Source organism: Pseudonocardia sp. D17 (genome assembly GCF_036984265.1).
Taxonomy (GTDB): Bacteria; Actinomycetota; Actinomycetes; order Mycobacteriales; family Pseudonocardiaceae; genus Pseudonocardia; species Pseudonocardia benzenivorans.
In genome coordinates this window covers 106876-122720 of record NZ_BPRG01000080.1, presented here as the reverse complement: position 1 = coordinate 122720, position 15845 = coordinate 106876, and the positions used below count along the sequence as shown (strand labels likewise).

Here is a 15845-nt window from a genome sequence, read left to right as displayed (position 1 = left end):
ATGACCGCACCCGTCCGTTCCTTCGACCACGAGTTCGCGCCGACCCGGATCGTGTTCGGGCCCGGCAGGCTCGCCGAGGTCGGCGAGGAACTCGCCCGGCTCGACACGTCCCGCGCGATGGTGATCATGAGCGGGCACGCGCCCGGCGGGGACACCGTGACGGCCGCGCTCGGCGACCGCGCCGCGCTGACCTGGCACGAGATCGCCCAGCACGTGCCCGTCGACATCGCGGAACGCGCCACGGCCGCGGCGCGTGACGCCGGTGTCGACGTGATCGTGAGCCTCGGTGGCGGCTCGGCGACCGGGCTGGCGAAGGCCGTGGCGCTGGAGCTGGAGGTCCCGATCGTCGCCGTCCCGACGACCTACGCCGGCTCCGAGCTGACCCCGGTGTACGGGACGACCGGCGGGCAGCGCAAGCGCACGGGATCCGACGAGCGGGTCCGGCCTCGCGTGGTGCTGTACGACCCCGAGCTGACGGTCGGCCTCCCGGCCGCGGTGACGGGTCCGAGCACGTTCAACGCGATGGCGCACTGCTTCGCCGCGCTCTGGGCGCCGGCCGGGAACCCGCTGATCGCGGCGCTCGCCGCCGACGCCGTCCGCATCCTCACGACGTCGCTGCCCGTCGTCATGCGAAACCCCGCGGACCTCGACGCCCGCGCCGGCCTGCAGTACGGCGCCTTCCTCGCGGGGACGGCGCTGGGCGCGACCGGGACAGGTCTGCAGCACCGGATCTCGCACGCCCTCGGTGGGCGGCTGGGCCTGGTGCACGCCGACACGCACTCCGTCGTGCTGCCCTACGTCGTCGCGTTGAACGCGCCGGCGGTGCCCGACATGGTGTCGCGCGTGCGCCCCTACCTGGGCGACGATCCCGGCCGTGCCCTGTGGGAGCTGGCCGCGCGGATCGGGCTCCCCCACGACCTGGCGACGCTCGGTGCCACCGACGAGGCCCTCGACGGCGTCGCCGCCGACGTCGCGGACACCCCGAACCCGGTGCCGGCGTCCCGCGACACGATCCGGGCGCTGCTCGACCGCGCGTACCGGGGTTGCGAGTGGCGATAGTCGCCGTGGCGAGCATCGCCACTCACCGGCTCTACTCCTCCAGGTCGCCTTCGCTCTCCAGGTAGGCGGTGCGCAGAGCGGCGAGGGTGTCGGGGTCCGGGGACGCCCACATGCCGCGTTCCACCGCCTCCAGGAGACGTTCGGCCATGCCGTGCAACGCCCACGGGTTCGACTCCGACAGGAACGCCCGGTTCTCGGGGTCGAGGACGTACTCGGCCGTGAGCCGGTCGTACATCCAGTCGTCGACGACACCGGTGGTGGCGTCGTAGCCGAAGAGGTAGTCGACGGTCGCGGCCATCTCGAAGGCGCCCTTGTAGCCGTGGCGGCGCATCGCGGCGATCCAGCGCGGGTTGACCACACGCGCCCGGAACACCCGCGCCGTCTCCTCCGACAGCGTGCGGGTGCGAACGGACTCGGGCCGGGTCGAGTCGCCGACGTAGGCCTCGGGCGCGCTGCCGGTGAGCGCGCGGACCGTCGCGACCATGCCGCCGTGGTACTGGTAGTAGTCGTCGGAGTCGGCGATGTCGTGCTCGCGGGTGTCGGTGTTCTTGGCCGCCACCGCGATCCGCCGGTACGCGTGCTCCATGTCCTCGCGCGCGGGGACGCCGTCGAGGCCGCGGCCGTAGGCGTAGCCGCCCCACGTCGTGTAGACCTCGGCGAGGTCGGCGTCGCCGCGCCAGTCCCGGGACTCGACGAGCTGCAGCAGCCCCGCCCCGTACGTGCCCGGCTTGGAGCCGAAGACGCGGGTACGGGCGCGCCGCTCGTCGCCGTGCCGGTCGGTGTCGGCGGCGACGTGGGCGCGGACGAAGTTCTGCTCGGCGGGTTCGTCGAGGCCCGCGACGAGGGCGACGGCGTCGTCGAGCAGGGCCAGGACGTGCGGGAACGCGTCGCGGAAGAACCCGGAGATGCGGACGGTGACGTCGATGCGGGGGCGGCCGAGCTCGTCGAGCGGGATCGGTTCGAGGTGCGTGACGCGTCGCGACATCTCGTCCCACACCGGGCGCACGCCGAGCAGGGCGAACACCTCGGCGACGTCGTCGCCGGAGGTGCGCATCGCCGACGTGCCCCACACCGACAGCCCGACCGAGCGCGGCCAGTCGCCGTGGTCGCGGCGGTAGCGCTCGACGAGCGACTCGGCCATCGCCTGCCCGGTCTCCCACGCCAGCCGCGACGGGACGGCCTTGGGGTCGACGGAGTAGAAGTTGCGACCGGTCGGGAGCACGTTGACCAGGCCGCGCAGCGGCGAGCCCGACGGCCCGGCCGGGACGAACCCGCCGGCCAGGGCGTGCAGCACGCGGTCGATCTCGTGGGCGGTGCCGGCGAGCCGGGGCACGACCTCGGTGGCGGCGAAGCGGAGCACTGGTTCAGCGGCCGTGGCGTCGTGAGCCCGAGCGATCTCGGTGACCGCAGCCGGGTCCCAGCCCGCCGCCTCCATGTCGGCGACCAGCGCGTGGGCCAGCTCCTCGATCTCGTCGGTGCGCGCCTTGGTCTCCGAGCCGTCCTCGACCAGGCCCAGCGCCTCGCGGAGCCCGGGGACGGTGTGCTCGCCGCCCCACATCTGCCGGGCGCGCAGCATGGCCAGCACCAGGTCGACCCGCTGTGCACCCGTCGGGGCCGTGCCGAGGACGTGCAGGCCGTCGCGGATCTGGACGTCCTTGATCTCGCACAACCAGCCGTCGACGTGCAGGAGCATGTCGTCGAAGTGGTCTTCCTCAGGGCGCTCGGACAGCCCGAGGTCGTGGTCGAGCTTGGCGGCCTGCATGAGCGTCCAGATCTGCTGGCGGATCGCGGGCAGCTTCGCCGGGTCGAGCGCTGCGATGTTGGCGTGCTCGTCGAGCAACTGCTCGAGCCGGGCGATGTCGCCGTAGCTCTCGGCGCGCGCCATCGGCGGGATGAGGTGGTCGACCAGCGTGGCGTGGGCGCGGCGCTTGGCCTGCGTGCCCTCGCCCGGGTCGTTGACAAGGAACGGGTAGACCAGCGGCAGGTCGCCCAGCGCGGCGTCGGTCCCGCAGGCCGCGGACATGCCCAACGTCTTGCCCGGCAACCACTCCAGGTTCCCGTGCTTGCCGACGTGCACGATCGCGTCGGCACCGAAGCCGTCCTCCTCGCGCGGGGCGGCGAGCCAGCGGTAGGCGCCCAGGTAGTGGTGCGAGGGCGGCAGGTCGGGATCGTGGTAGATCGCGACCGGGTTCTCCCCGAACCCGCGCGGCGGCTGCACCATCAGCACGACGTTGCCCGACCGCAACGCGGCGACGACGATCTCGCCGTCCGGGTCGGCGGACCGGTCGACGTAGTGCTCGCCCGGCGCAGGCCCCCAGTGCTTCTCGACGCCGTCGGTCAGCTCGTCCGGCAGCCGCTCGAACCAGGAGCGGTAGCGGTCCGCGGAGATGCGGACCGGGTTGCCGGCCAGCTGCTCCTCCGTGAGCCAGTCGGGGTCCTGCCCGCCGGCCTCGATGAGCGCATGGATCAGGGCGTCTCCGTCGCCGTCGGCCACGCCGGGGAGGTCACCGACGTCGTAGCCGGCCTCGGCCATGGCGCGCAGCAGCGCGACCGTCGACGCCGGGGTGTCGAGGCCGACGGCGTTGCCGATGCGGGCGTGCTTGGTCGGGTACGCCGACAGCATCACGACGATCCGCTTGTCCGCGTTGGGGATCCGTCGCAGCCGGGCGTGCCGCACGGCGATCCCGGCGACGCGCGCCGCGCGCTCCGGGTCGGGCACGTAGACCGAGAGGCCGTCCGCGTCGACCTCCTTGAACGAGAACGGCACCGTGATCAGCCGGCCGTCGAACTCGGGGACCGCGACCTGGGTGGCGACGTCGAGCGGGGTCATCCCGTCGTCGGACCCGGCCCACGACGCCCGGTCACCGGTCAGGCACAGGCCCTGCAGGATCGGGACGTCGAGCGCGGCGAGCTCGGCCACGTCCCACGCCTCGTCGTCGCCACCGGCCTGCGCGGACGCGGGTCTGGTCCCGCCGGCGGCGAGGACCGTGACGACCATGGCGTCGGCGGCGCGCAGCGTCGTCAGCAGCTCGGGCGGGGCCTGGCGCAGCGACGCGCAGTAGACCGGCAGCGGCCGCCCGCCCGCGTCCTCGATCGCGGTGCACAGGGCCTCGACGTAGCCGGTGTTCCCGGCGAGCTGCTGGGCGCGGTAGTAGAGGACGGCGACGGTCGGGCCGTCGCCCTCGGGGGCGGGCCGGTCGAGCACGCCCCAGGCCGGGAGCTCCGCCGGCGGCGCGAAGCCCTCGCCGGTGAGCAGCACGGTGTCGGACAGGAACGCGGCCAGCTCGGCCAGGTTGTCGGTGCCACCCTGTGCGAGGTAGGCGTGGGCCTGCGCCGCGACGCCCGCGGGCACCGTCGACAGCTCCATCATCTCCGCGTCGGGCGCCATCTCACCGCCCAGCGCGACGACGGGCAGCCCCGAGGCCAGGACCGCGTCGAGGCCGTCCTCCCAGTACCGGCGCCCGCCCAGGATCCGCACGACGACGACGGCGACGCCGTCGAGCAGCGCGGGCAGGTCGTCGAGCAGCACGCGCGCGGGGTTCGCGAGCCGGTAGGGCGCCCCGCTGGCGCGGGCGGAGAGCAGGTCGGTGTCCGACGTCGAGAGGAGCAGGATCCCGGGACGGGAGTGGGGGCGCATGGCCGGTGGCCTTCCTCGGGATCCTCGTCCCGGGTGGGGGTGTCGGCGGGCAGGTGAGTGTCCTGGCTCCCGGATCGGCGCTCGCCCCGGCCTTCCGGGCTCGCGCCCGTGGCCGACTGCGTGGGGTCCGCTCCCCGGTGACAGTGGCGGGACCGCGCCGGACTCGCACCGGCTTCCTCGCTCCCGCCCGCCATGAAGTTGTCCGTTCGTGCCGCCTCACTGTCCGCAACGTCGCACTCGCGCGTCAAGCCGGGCGGCCCGGGAGTGACGATCGGCTCCCGCCACGCCCGCAATGCGGTGTTTACAGTGACGGCCGTGCCCCCGTCCGCCGCCCCCCCGCCGCGCGTGCGCGCCGACGCCTGTCCCGGCGTCCTCGCCCCGCACGACGCGGCCGACGGCGCGCTCGCCCGGATCCGGCTGCCGGGCGGGGTGCTCACCGCGGCCGCGGCGCGCGCCGTCGCCGACTGCGCGGCGCACCACGGCGACGGCGCGGCGCACCTGACCTCGCGCGGGAACCTGCAGCTGCGCGCCCTGCGGCGCGACGACCCCGACGCCCTGTCCGTGCTGGTCGGCGCGGGTCTGGTGCCGTCGCGGACGCACGAGCGGGTGCGCAACGTCCTGGCCTCGCCGCTGTCGGGCATCGCGGGCGGGCTCGCCGACGTCCGTGGCCTCGCGGCGCGGCTGGACGCCGCGATCTGTGCCGCCCCCGCACTCGCCGGCCTGTCCGGGCGGTTCCTGTTCGCTCTCGACGACGGCCGTGGTGACGTCGCCGCCGAGTCCCCCGATCTGTGCTGGCGGGCCCGGACGTCGACGACCGGGGTGCTGCTCGTCGCCGGCACGCCGGTCGGGGCCGTCGCGCTCGCCGACGCCGTGGACGTACTGGTCAGCGCGGCGGAGTCGTTCCTCGCGCTCAGCAGTGCGCAGTGGCGCGCCGCCGAGGTGCCCGACGCCCCCGCCCGGCTCGCCGCCGCCCTCGGGCTTCCCGACCGCGCGCTTCCCGCTCGCGCGCTTCCCGGTCGCCCGCTTCCCGCTCGCCCGATTCCCGACGCGAACGAACGGCACAGTGACGCCACTGAGTTGCGCGACGGTGCCGCTCGTTCGCCGGAGGTCGGCGAGGTGCTGCGCGACGACGGTGCGCGGGCGCTGGTCGTCGCGCCGGTGCTCGGCGAGCTCTCCGCCGACGACCTCAGGCTGCTCGCCCGGCTGTCGCCGCAGGTGCTGGTCACACCGTGGCGGACGATCGTGCTGCCCACCGCCGAGGGTGCCGACCTCCTGGCCGCAGCCGGGTTCGCCGTCGAGGCCGGCTCCCCCGCCACGCTGGTCAGCGCGTGCGCGGGCGCGCCGGGGTGTGCGAAGTCGCTGGCCGACGTCCGCGGCGACGCCCGGACGTTGATCGCCTCCGCCTCGGCCACGGGTCGAACCCATGTCGTCGGCTGCGAGCGCCGCTGCGGCGCCCCGCACGGGACCCACGTCGAACTCGTCGCGCAGGCCGACGGCAGCTACGCCCACGGCATCTCCGGAAGGACCGCATGACCAGCACCTACATCCGCGACGGCGCCGAGATCTACCGGCAGTCGTTCGCGACGATCCGCGCCGAGGCCGACCTCTCCCGGCTGCCGGCCGACGTCGCACCGGTCGCGGTGCGCATGATCCACGCGTGCGGGCAGGTCGATCTCGTCGACGACATCGCGGCGTCCCAGGGCGTCGTCGCCGCTGCTCGCGCCGCGTTGCGCGCCGGCGCGCCGATCCTGTGCGACGCGATGATGGTCGCGGCCGGGGTCACCCGGGCCCGGCTCCCCCGCGACAACGACGTGCTGTGCACCCTGCGCGACGAGCGCGTCCCCGAGCTCGCCCGCGAGCTGGGCAACACCCGGTCCGCGGCGGCGCTGGAGCTGTGGCGCCCGCACCTCGACGGCGCCGTCGTCGCGATCGGGAACGCGCCGACGGCGTTGTTCCACCTGCTCGACATGATCGACGACGGGGCGCCGCGGCCGGCGGCGGTCCTCGGCATCCCCGTCGGCTTCATCGGCGCGGCCGAGTCGAAGCAGGCCCTGGCCGCGCGCACCGACGTCGAGCACCTCGTGGTGCACGGGCGCCGCGGCGGCTCGGCGATCACCGCGGCCGCGCTCAACGCGCTCGCGACCGAACAGGAGTGAGTGTGCCGGGCACGTTGTACGGGGTGGGCGTCGGACCCGGCGATCCCGAGCTGGTGACGGTGAAGGCCGCGCGGCTGATCGGTGCCGCCGAGGTCGTCGCCTACCACGCGGCGCGACACGGCCGGTCCATCGCGCGCCGCATCGCCGAGCCGTACCTGCGCGGCGACCAGATCGAGGAGGCGCTGGTCTACCCCGTGACGACGGAGACCACCGACCACCCGGGCGGCTACCAGGGCGCCATCGACGAGTTCTACGCCGCCGCGGCCGACCGGCTGGCCGCCCACCTGGACGCGGGCCGCGACGTCGTGCTGCTCGCCGAGGGCGATCCGCTCTTCTACGGCTCCTACATGCACATGCACAAGCGGCTCACCCCGCGGTTCCGCGCGGTCGTCGTCCCGGGCGTGACGTCGGTGAGCGCGGCGTCGGCGGCGCTGGGCCGGCCGCTCGTGGAACGCGACGAGGTGCTGACCGTCCTGCCCGGCACTCTGCCCCGCGACGAGCTGGCCCGCCGCCTCGCCGCCACCGACTCGGCCGCGGTGCTGAAGCTCGGCCGGACGTTCGACGACGTCCGCGGCGCCCTGGCCGACGCGGGCCGACTCGCCGACGCACTCTACGTCGAGCGCGCGACGACCGACGGCCAGCGCACCGCGGACCTGGCCGACGTCGACCCCGCCGAGGTCCCGTACTTCTCGATCGCGCTGGTCCCGGGCCGGGTGGCGTCGAGCCTGCCGCCGGGACGGCCCGGAGAGGTCGTCGCGGCCACCGAACCCGCCGTCGTCGCGGCCGCCGGACCCGCGGCGGAGCCCGCAGGGTTCGGCGAGGTCGTCGTCGTCGGGACCGGGCCCGCCGGGCGCGACTGGCTCACCCCGCAGACCGCGGCCGCCCTCGCCGAGGCCGACGACCTCGTCGGATACGGCCCCTACCTCGACCGGGTCGCGCCGAACCCGCGGCAGACCCGGCACGCGTCGGACAACCGCGTCGAGGCGGAGCGGGCCGCCCTCGCCCTGGACCTCGCCGCCGCGGGGCGGCGGGTGGCCGTCGTGTCCGCCGGGGATCCCGGGGTGTTCGCGATGGCCGCCGCGGTGCTCGAGGTCGCGAGCGGACCGAAGTACTCCGACGTGCCCGTCCGCGTCCTGCCGGGGATGTCGGCGGCGCAGGCCGTCGCCGCCGCCGTCGGGGCCCCCCTGGGGCACGACCACGCGCTGATCTCGCTGTCGGATCGGCTCAAGCCGTGGGAGGTCGTCACCGAGCGGCTGGTCGCCGCGGCGCGCGCCGACCTCGTCATCGCGATCTACAACCCGCGCTCGAAGGCCCGCCCGTGGCAGCTCGGCGCGGCCCGCGACGTCCTGCTGGAGCACCGCGCCGCCGACACCCCCGTCGTGCTGGGGCGCGACGTCGGCGGGGCGGGCGAACGGATCGTCGTGACCACGCTCGCGGCGCTCGACCCCGCCGACGTCGACATGCGGACGCTGGTGATCGTCGGATCGTCGGCGACGCGGGTCGTGCACCGCGGCGCCGGGACGACCGTGTTCACCCCGCGCCACTACGGCCGCTGACCCGCGCAACCCCAGCGTCCGCCGGCAGCGCTCCCGCGACGGAGAGGTTGCGCCCTACCCACCGGGCGCAACCTCACGGTCCCCCGGGGGCGCCGGGACGACGGAGAGGTTGCGGCCGACCCGGGGCGCGCAACCTCACGGTTCTCACGGGGCGCCGGGACGACAGTGGGGTTGCGGCCGGGCGGGGGTGTCAGGTCTGCAGGAGGTTCTGGGTCCAGGTGACGGCGTCCTCGACGCTCTCCGCCCGCTCCACCCCCGGGCCCGTCGGCAGCGGCGGGCGGCGCTGCACGACGACGGGGATCCCGGCGTCCCGCGCCGCGATCAGCTTCGCGGCCGTCATGATCCCACCGCTGTCCTTGGTGACGACGACGTCGATCCGATGCCGTTCCAGCAGGTCGCGCTCGCCGTCGACGGTGAACGGGCCGCGGGCGAGCAGCACCTCCGCGTGCCGCGGCACGGGCGGCTCGGGCGGGTCGACGGTGCGGACGAGGAACCACAGGTCCAGGTCGGCGAACACCGCGAGGTCCTGGCGGCCCGTGGTCAGGAACACCCGCCCGCCCAGCTCGGGCAGCAGCCGGGCGGCGGCGTCGAGGGAGGGCACCCAGTGCCAGCGGTCGCCGGGGCCGGCGGTCCAGCCGGGCCGGCTCAGCACGAGCAGCGGCGTCCCGGTTGCGGCGCAGGCCCGGACGGCGTGCGCGGTGATGCGGGCCGCGAAGGGGTGGGTGGCGTCGACGACGGCGTCGACCCGGTTGTCGCGCAGCCACTGCACGAGACCGGGCGTCCCGCCGAACCCGCCGATGCGCACCTCGCCCGCCGGCAACGACGGCGCCTTCACCCGCCCGGCGAGCGAGGACACCACACGCAGCCCGGGAGTGCCGGCGAGGGCGCCGGCCAGCCGCCGGGCCTCGCCGGTGCCGCCGAGGAGGAGCACCGTGCTCAGGATCGGCCTCAGGACCGGCACCGCCCGTCGGAGTACAGGTGCGAGTCGGGGAACTGCTCGGCACCCAGCGCCGGCCCGACGATGACGACCGCCGTCCGCTCGATACCCGCCTCGCGCACGGCCGCGGCGATGCCGTCGAGCCGCCCACGCAGCACGACCTGGTGCTCCCGGCTCGCGTGCGCGACGACGGCGGCCGGGCAGTCCCCGCCGTAGGCGTCGAGCAGCTCCTTCACGACCTCCTCGATGCGGTGCACCGCGAGGTGCGCGACGACCGTCCCGGCGGCCCGGGTCAGCGCGCCGAGGCCCTCACCCTCGGGCATCGCGGTCGCGCGGGCCGCGATCCGGGTCAGGGTCACCGTCTGCGCGACCGTCGGCACGGTGAGCTCACGGCGCAGCGCGGCCGCCGCCGCGGCGTAGGCGGGGACGCCCGGGCAGACGTCGTAGGGGATGGCCAGCGCGTCGAGCCGGCGCATCTGCTCGGCCATCGCCGAGAACACCGACGGGTCCCCCGACGCCAGGCGCGCCACGTCGAGGCCGTGGGAGTGGGCGCGGGCCATCTCGTCGACGATCTCGGTGAGCGTCATCAGCGCCGTGTCGACCAGCCGGGCCCCCGGCGGGCAGAACTCCAGCATCTCCGGCGGGACGAGGCTGCCCGCATACAGGCACACCGGGGAGGCGGCGAGGAGGTCGCGCCCGCGCAGCGTCAGCAGGTCGGGGGCGCCGGGACCGGCGCCGATGAAGTGGACGGTCACGGTGTCACGCTCCAGATCGTCACCGGCATAGCCGGGCGCCAGCCGGTGAAGCCGCCGACCGCACCCGCGCGGGCGACCGACAGCCGTGTCAGGGTGCCACCGAGGCGGGCGTGAGCGGCGGCGAGGACCGCCTCGCCCTCGACGGTCACGGCGTTGGCGACGAGTCGGCCCCCGGGCCGCAGCGCGTCCAGGCAGGCGTCGAGCACGCCCTCGCCGGTGACCCCGCCGCCGATGAACACCGCGTCCGGGGTGGGCAGGTCGGTCAGCGCCGCGGGCGCGCGGCCCGGGACGACCCGCAGGCCGGGGACGCCGAGCGCGTCGGCGTTGCGGGAGATCGCGGCGACGCGGTCGAGGTGCGACTCGACGGCCACGGCGCGGCACGCCGAGTGGGCGCGCATCCACTCGATGGCGATGCTGCCGGCACCGGCGCCGACGTCCCACAACAGCTCACCGGCCCGCGGGGCGAGCATCGCGACGGTGACCGCGCGCACCTCGCGCTTGGTGAGCTGACCGTCGTGGTCGTAGGCCTCGTCGGGCAGACCGGGCACCTCACCGAGGACGCGTGCGTCGGGGCCGGGCTCGCAGGACACGGCGACGAGGTTGAGCGCGTCGCCGGGCGGGTGCGGCCAGTCCGACGCGAGCCCGGCGAGCAGCCGCTCCCCCGGGCCCCCGAGCTGTTCGAGCAGCGCGATCGCGCTGGGCCCCCAGCCGTCGGCGTCGAGCAGGGCGGCGATCTCACCTGGCGACTCGGCACCGGAGGACAGCACGATCACCCGCCTGCCCGGGGCCAGCGCCCGGCGCACCCGCGCCAGCGGCCTGCCGACGACGCTGACGACGTCGACCTCCTCGGCGGGCCAGCCGAGTCGCGCACACGCCAACGCGACCGACGACGGCGCCGGCAGCACCCGCAGCCGCTCGGGCGACAGCAGCCGGGCCAGGGTCGCGCCGATGCCGAAGAACATGGGATCGCCGCTGGCCAGTACGCACACGGCGCGGTCGGCCAGCTCGTCGAACAGGCCGGGTAGCGCGGGGGTCATGGGGGTGGGCCACGGGCGTCGTGGGGGGATCCGGGGGTCGTCGGGGAGCAGGGCGAGCTGGCGGGGGCCCCCCAGCACCACCTCGGCCCGTTGGACGGCCTCGCGGGCGGACGTACCGAGCCCGTCCCACCCGTCGGCACCGATCCCGACGACCGTCACTCGTCCGTCGGTGCCCATCGCCCGTCCATCCGCTGCCGTCCTCCTGGCCGTCCCGTGCCCCGGCAACGCTAATCGTCCCCGGCCGGGGGTGGTGGTGAGGCCCGCCACCCGCCCCCGGAAGCCGAGCCGGGGGCGCTGGTAAAGGATTGGTCAGTAGTTCCCCATTCATCTATCTGCCCGATTTTCACCCCGAATCACCTTGAGGTGCTTTCAACCCGATTCTGTCACGCCTATTTCTGCCCCCTTGTCCGAAGAAGGGGCAGAATCACGACGAAACCGGCCAGAGCCGTTTCTCACCCGAAAGCCACGAATCTCCGGGGACAACGCAAAGAGACAGCAAACTTGAGGGCGCACTTACTCATGCGAAGGTAAAGACATCGGCGCGGGCGAATCGCGCGAACTACCCACCGCGGACCAAACAGGCTGGTCAGCCGCCTTTAGCGCAGTTCCGGTCCGATGTCACGCACCCGGACCCCGCATTCACGACGCGGCCTCCGAATTCCCCGGGCCCCCTATTCGCCGCATTCCCGGAGCGGGCGAACGACGCCGCCGGGAACTGTGGCCGTTCCCCGATCCCCGGCCCGGCCGCCGGCCATAGCTTTGTCGTCAACACCGGGACACACGGACCGGGACGCGACACCGCAACGACGTCCACGACCACGCACCACCCACACATACGGAGCACACGATGGCCACCTCGCTTCTCGACCTGCTGATGAGCCTGCTGAACGACCCGGCCGAGAAGGCCGCCTTCCAGGCCGACCCCGCCGGCTTCCTGCAGAACTGCGGCCTGACCAACCTCAGCGCCGAGGACATCCACGACGCGATCCAGCTCGCCGGCGACGACGAGTCGCACCACAGCGGCCACGGCCACCTGCCCCCGCCGCCGCCCGTGCACCACGCGCACGGCGAGACCCCGCACGAGGCCGCGGTCAAGTACCTGAACAACTACGTCACCAACAACTACGTGTCGGTCGACGCCCGCGAGACCTACATCGACAACTCCGTCCACCAGGACATCGACGCCTCGCACGGCGGCCACGTCTTCGCGCCGGTCGACGTCACGAACGTCAACGCCACGGGCGACCACTCCGCTGCCGTCGGCGGCGACAACAACGGCCAGATCGCCACGGGCGACGGCGCGGTCGCCGGCACCGGCAACCAGGTGGCCGAGGGCAACACCGACAGCGCGGTGAACTTCGGCGCCGGCGGCTCCGCGGTCAACAACCACGGCGCGACCGCGTCCGACGGCGGCGCGATCTCCGGCACGGGCGCGGCCACCGGCGGCGACCACACCGACAGCCACGACGCGCTGACCAACTTCGGGTCGGGCTCGGTCGCGAACGACGGCGGCCAGGCCAACCAGCTCAACAGCAACAACACGACCGACACGGGGCACAACACCACCGACACCGGTCACAACACCACGACGACCACCAACACCACGACCAACACGAGCGACAGCCACGACAGCACCGACAGCCACGACCACCTGCTGTCGGACAACAATCTCGACCTGGCGTCGCACAACACCGACACCGCGACGACCGACTCGCACGACCACCTGCACGACGTGCACCTCCACACCTGATCTCCCGCCACCAGCCCGAAGGCCCGGCCCCGCTCCCGCGGGGGCCGGGCCTTCGGCATCGACGGGCCGGGCTCGGCGGGATCAGGCAGGGCGCAGATGCACGTAGTGCTTGGGGCGCAACCGCATCGCGTGCACGACGGTCCCGTCGGGCTCGGCGACGACCTCCAGCAGGTCGCGGGCGTCGGTCACCCCGATGTAGAGGGTCCGCTCCCCCTGGGCCACCACGCGCAGCGGCGTCGCGACGACGGCGCGGATGTCGGGCACGGGGACGCCGTGCTTGAGCGCGCCCCGGGTGACCTGCACGCCGTCAGTCTATGGCCGCCCGCGACGGCGGAGCCGCCACCGGTTCGCGCAGCACCGCCAGCAGCTCGGCCTCCAGCGCCGCGGCGGCGGGCGTCGCGAGCATCCGGACCTCCCGCGGGCGGGGCAGGTCGATCTCCACGACGCGGCGCACCGTCGCGGGCCGCGGACCCAGCACGACGACCCGGTCGGAGAGGAACACCGCCTCGCGGATGTCGTGGGTGATCAGCAGGACCGTCCAGCCGTAGCGGGCCCGCATGACCTCCAGCCACTCCTGCATCGAGGTGCGGGTCAACGAGTCCAGGGCCCCAAAGGGCTCGTCGAGCAGCAGGACGTCGCGGGCCTGCACGACGGTGCGCAGCAGTGCCGCCCGCTGGCGCATCCCACCCGAGAGCTCCGAGGGCCGCGCGTTCTCGAAACCCGCCAGGCCGAACGGCTCGAACAGCGGTGCGGCGCGCTCGCGCGCGGCCCGCTTGCCCAGCCCGCCGACCTCCAGGCCGAGCGCCGCGTTGTCGAGGACCGTCCGCCACGGGAACAGCAGGTCCTTCTGCGGCATGTAGGCGAACGTCGACCCCGACGCGGGGGCGCCGTCGACCAGCACGCTGCCCGCGGCGGGTTCGACGAGCCCGGCGAGCACGTTGAACAACGTGCTCTTGCCGCACCCGCTCGGGCCGATCACCGACACGAGCTCACCGGGCCGGGCGTCGAGCCGGACGCCGTCGAGGACCTCGCGGTCGCCGAACCGGACGACGAGGTCGCGCACCCGCACCTCACGCACGGCGGCGCTCCGCGGCGTACCACGGCATCACCAGCCGTTGGACGGCGTAGGTGAGCCCGAACAGCGCGACGCTGATCACCGCCGTGACGATCACCGCCGCGAGCACGAGGTCGGTGCGGAACGAGTTCTTCTGCAGGTTCATGAAGATGCCCAGCCCCGCCCGGGCGCCGACGTACTCGGCGAACACCGCGCCCGTCACGGCGTAGGTGATGCCGATGCGCAGCGACGTGAAGAACGACGGCATCGCGGCGGGCAGCCGCAGGTAGCGGAACTCCCGCCAGCGGCCCGCGCCCATGCTGCGCACCAAGTTCGTCGCCTGGCGCTCGACCGAGGAGAAGCCCTCGATCAGCCCGATCGCGACCGGGAAGAACGTCACCAGCGCGATGACGACGACCTTGGGCAGCAGTCCGAACCCGAACCAGATGATCAGCAGCGGCGCGATCGCGATGATCGGGATGGTCTGGGAGGCCACCAGCAGCGGCAACAGCGCCTGCCGCAGCCACGGCGAGAAGTCGACGACGACGGCCAGCACCCACGCGACGGCCAGCGACACCGCGAATCCGACCGCGGTGACCTGCAGCGTCGGCACGGTGTTGGTCCACAGCGCGTCGCGGAACAGCCAGCCCTGCTCGACGACGCGCAGCGGCGACGGCAGCACCTGCGGCCGCACCGCGAACGCCGTGACCGCCCACTGCCACGCGGCCACCAGCACCGCGACGACCACCAGCGCCGGCAGCACCCGGCGCAGCCGGCCACGGGACGGGGTGGCCGCGTCGCGCGGCGGCTCCGGCGCGGCGGGCCTGCGTACCGCCGGTGTGCTCAGCCGGACGCTCACGACGACGTCGCCTGGTACTTGTCGGTGAACCACGTCGCGAAGTCGGGGCGGGTGGTCAGCGGCTTGCCCGCCGCGTCGACGAGGGCACCGGAGTCGAAGAGGAACCCGGAGAAGCCGGACCACTGCGCGAGCGTCTGGGTGCCGACGCGACCCGACGGGTCCTTCATGAACTGCTGCGCGAGCATCTGCTGGCTGCGGTTCACCAGCTCCGGGTCGGTGAACGCGCCCGGGTTGGCGTCCATCAGCAGCTTCGCGGCGGTCGCGGGGTCGTCGGCGGCGAGCTGGTAACCGCGCTGCACCGCCTGCACGAACTTCGTCGCGACGTCGGGATGCGCGGCGAGCCAGCCGGCGTTGCCCTCCAGCAGCACGCCGTAGGCGTCGGGAAAGCCGTAGTCGGTGTAGGCGAAGGTCTTGAGCGGCTCGTTGCGCAGCTGCGCCTCGATGCCCTCCCAGGCCACGAACGGCTCGGTGAAGTCGACCTGCCCGGAGTAGAGCGCCTCGTAGGCCGACGTCCCGAGCACGACGGTGCTGAACGTGCCCTTGCCGCCCGCGTCCTTGATGACGGCGCTCATCTTCGGGACCTCGCCCGGGTCGCCGAACCCGCCGTAGACCTTGCCGTCGAGGTCCTTCGGCGACGTGATGTCGGTCCGGTCGGCGCGGACGGCGATGTCGGATCCCCAGTGCTGCAGGATCGCGAGCACCGAGACGATGTCGGCGCCCGCGGCCTTGGAGAAGGTGAACGAGTTCTGGAAGCCGATCCCGAACTCGGCGGCGCCCGACCCGACCAGCGTGTCCGGCGACGTGCTGTTGTAGGGCAGGATCTGCACGTCGAGGCCCGCGTCGCGGAACCAACCCTCCTGCTGGGCGACGAACAGGCCGGTGTGGTTCGTGTTCGGGGTCCAGTCGAGCGCGACGCGGATCGTCGTCGCCCCGGCGGGAGCGCCGGAGCCGGAGCAGCCGGCGAGTGCGAAGGCGAGTACTGCGACCAGAGCCGCGAGTACCCGGCGAGAAGCCGTACGGACGTGCATGTGCACCGTCTTCCTCC

General features: G+C 74.2%; 13 protein-coding genes and 1 riboswitch. Of the genes, 5 read left to right on the top strand and 8 right to left on the bottom strand.

All coding sequences use genetic code 11. The features are described 5' to 3' along the window. The gene (locus PSD17_RS14960) at positions 1–1059 is read left to right on the top strand and encodes a maleylacetate reductase (RefSeq protein WP_339123000.1); all 1059 of its coding nucleotides are present in this window, start codon (positions 1–3) and stop codon (positions 1057–1059) included. Positions 1060–1090: 31 nt separating this feature from the next. Here the strand turns inward: PSD17_RS14960 and cobN are convergent, their stop codons facing one another. Beyond that, complete coding sequence (gene cobN, locus PSD17_RS14955) at positions 1091–4696, bottom strand: cobaltochelatase subunit CobN (RefSeq protein WP_339122998.1); 3606 nt, start codon at positions 4694–4696, stop codon at positions 1091–1093. A 35-nt stretch (positions 4697–4731) separates the two neighbouring features. Beyond that, a riboswitch (cobalamin riboswitch) is annotated at positions 4732–4898 on the bottom strand. A 113-nt stretch (positions 4899–5011) separates the two neighbouring features. Here cobN and PSD17_RS14950 point away from each other — a divergent pair. Genes PSD17_RS14950 through PSD17_RS14940 form a run of 3 tightly spaced genes read left to right on the top strand, consistent with a single transcriptional unit; the run spans position 5012 to position 8408 of the window. Continuing rightward, positions 5012–6229, top strand: a complete 1218-nt coding sequence (locus PSD17_RS14950) for a precorrin-3B synthase (protein ID WP_339122996.1) — start codon at positions 5012–5014, stop codon at positions 6227–6229. Next, positions 6226–6852, top strand: coding sequence for a precorrin-8X methylmutase (locus PSD17_RS14945; RefSeq protein WP_339122994.1), 627 nt, complete (start codon positions 6226–6228; stop codon positions 6850–6852). Before PSD17_RS14950 ends, PSD17_RS14945 begins: the two co-directional genes overlap by 4 nt. Before the next feature lie 2 nt (positions 6853–6854). Then, positions 6855–8408, top strand: coding sequence for a precorrin-2 C(20)-methyltransferase (locus PSD17_RS14940; RefSeq protein ID WP_339122992.1), 1554 nt, complete (start codon positions 6855–6857; stop codon positions 8406–8408). 190 nt (positions 8409–8598) lie between these two features. Here PSD17_RS14940 and PSD17_RS14935 read toward each other — a convergent pair whose 3' ends face one another. The 3 genes from PSD17_RS14935 to PSD17_RS14925 are packed head-to-tail and all read right to left on the bottom strand — an operon-like array spanning position 8599 to position 11314. After that, a complete protein-coding gene (locus PSD17_RS14935) occupies positions 8599–9339 on the bottom strand; it encodes a cobalt-precorrin-6A reductase (RefSeq protein ID WP_339122991.1) in 741 nt (246 codons plus the stop codon). A 17-nt stretch (positions 9340–9356) separates the two neighbouring features. Then, entirely contained in the window at positions 9357–10100 is a 744-nt protein-coding gene (gene cobM / locus PSD17_RS14930) for a precorrin-4 C(11)-methyltransferase (RefSeq protein ID WP_103382145.1), read from the bottom strand. Next, positions 10097–11314: a bifunctional cobalt-precorrin-7 (C(5))-methyltransferase/cobalt-precorrin-6B (C(15))-methyltransferase gene (locus tag PSD17_RS14925; RefSeq protein WP_013675139.1), complete on the bottom strand. Its 1218-nt coding sequence runs from the start codon at positions 11312–11314 to the stop codon at positions 10097–10099. The genes cobM and PSD17_RS14925 overlap by 4 nt, the downstream gene beginning before the upstream one ends. A 670-nt stretch (positions 11315–11984) precedes the next feature. On the opposite strand from PSD17_RS14925, the gene PSD17_RS14920 reads away from it, so the two are divergent. Further along, complete coding sequence (locus tag PSD17_RS14920) at positions 11985–12887, top strand: IniB N-terminal domain-containing protein (RefSeq protein ID WP_339122988.1); 903 nt, start codon at positions 11985–11987, stop codon at positions 12885–12887. Positions 12888–12968: 81 nt separating this feature from the next. On the opposite strand, the gene PSD17_RS14915 is transcribed toward PSD17_RS14920, so the two are convergent. The 4 genes from PSD17_RS14915 to PSD17_RS14900 are packed head-to-tail and all read right to left on the bottom strand — an operon-like array spanning position 12969 to position 15828. Beyond that, positions 12969–13190 carry a hypothetical protein gene (locus PSD17_RS14915; RefSeq protein WP_339122986.1) on the bottom strand — a complete coding sequence of 74 codons (222 nt, stop codon included), beginning with the start codon at positions 13188–13190 and terminating at the stop codon, positions 12969–12971. Positions 13191–13194: 4 nt separating this feature from the next. Then, positions 13195–13965, bottom strand: coding sequence for an ABC transporter ATP-binding protein (locus PSD17_RS14910; protein WP_103384048.1), 771 nt, complete (start codon positions 13963–13965; stop codon positions 13195–13197). Next, positions 13958–14800: an ABC transporter permease gene (locus tag PSD17_RS14905; RefSeq protein ID WP_339122984.1), complete on the bottom strand. Its 843-nt coding sequence runs from the start codon at positions 14798–14800 to the stop codon at positions 13958–13960. Before PSD17_RS14905 ends, PSD17_RS14910 begins: the two co-directional genes overlap by 8 nt. After that, positions 14797–15828 (bottom strand): ABC transporter substrate-binding protein, encoded by a 1032-nt coding sequence (locus tag PSD17_RS14900; protein ID WP_013675134.1) that lies wholly within the window; start codon positions 15826–15828, stop codon positions 14797–14799. The genes PSD17_RS14905 and PSD17_RS14900 overlap by 4 nt, the downstream gene beginning before the upstream one ends. Positions 15829–15845: the final 17 nt, after the last annotated feature.

Bases quoted from the DNA above. Each gene is read 5' to 3' on its own strand.
- PSD17_RS14960 (WP_339123000.1), top strand. From the start codon at position 1: ATGACCGCACCCGTCCGTTCCTTCGACCACGAGTTCGCGCCGACCCGG.
- cobN (WP_339122998.1), bottom strand. From the start codon at position 4,696: ATGCGCCCCCACTCCCGTCCCGGGATCCTGCTCCTCTCGACGTCGGAC.
- PSD17_RS14945 (WP_339122994.1), top strand. From the start codon at position 6,226: ATGACCAGCACCTACATCCGCGACGGCGCCGAGATCTACCGGCAGTCG.
- PSD17_RS14925 (WP_013675139.1), bottom strand. From the start codon at position 11,314: ATGGGCACCGACGGACGAGTGACGGTCGTCGGGATCGGTGCCGACGGG.
- PSD17_RS14920 (WP_339122988.1), top strand. From the start codon at position 11,985: ATGGCCACCTCGCTTCTCGACCTGCTGATGAGCCTGCTGAACGACCCG.
- PSD17_RS14900 (WP_013675134.1), bottom strand. From the start codon at position 15,828: ATGCACGTCCGTACGGCTTCTCGCCGGGTACTCGCGGCTCTGGTCGCA.